Source organism: Pseudomonas sp. PS01301, from assembly GCF_029960215.1.
Taxonomy (GTDB): Bacteria; Pseudomonadota; Gammaproteobacteria; order Pseudomonadales; family Pseudomonadaceae; genus Aquipseudomonas; species Aquipseudomonas coleopterorum.
Window position 1 is genome coordinate 1 of sequence record NZ_JASCPM010000159.1, and the last position, 255, is coordinate 255.

The 255-nt window shown below is 62.0% G+C and carries 1 protein-coding gene; it reads left to right on the top strand.

From position 1 onward, the window contains the following. On the top strand, positions 1–223 hold a 223-nt coding region (locus QMX89_RS22925), incomplete at its 5' end, for a PIN domain-containing protein (protein WP_349013140.1). Positions 224–255: the final 32 nt, after the last annotated feature.

Here is a 255-nt window from a genome sequence, read left to right on the forward strand (position 1 = left end):
GGGCGCCATGATCAATAACCTGCAACGGGCTGTGGTACTGGAGCGCCTGACCATCGAGGTCGAAGCCGATGATCCGGATGACTCGTTTTTGCTGGCCATGGCCTTGGCGGGCGATGCGGACTACCTGATAACCGGTGATCGCCGCGCCGGCCTGCTGCAACGCGGGCACATCGAACGCACGCGGATCGTCACGCCCGCCGTGTTCTGCGTCGAGGTGCTGTGATCAATGCCGGTCGGTTTTCTGACTCAAGAGCA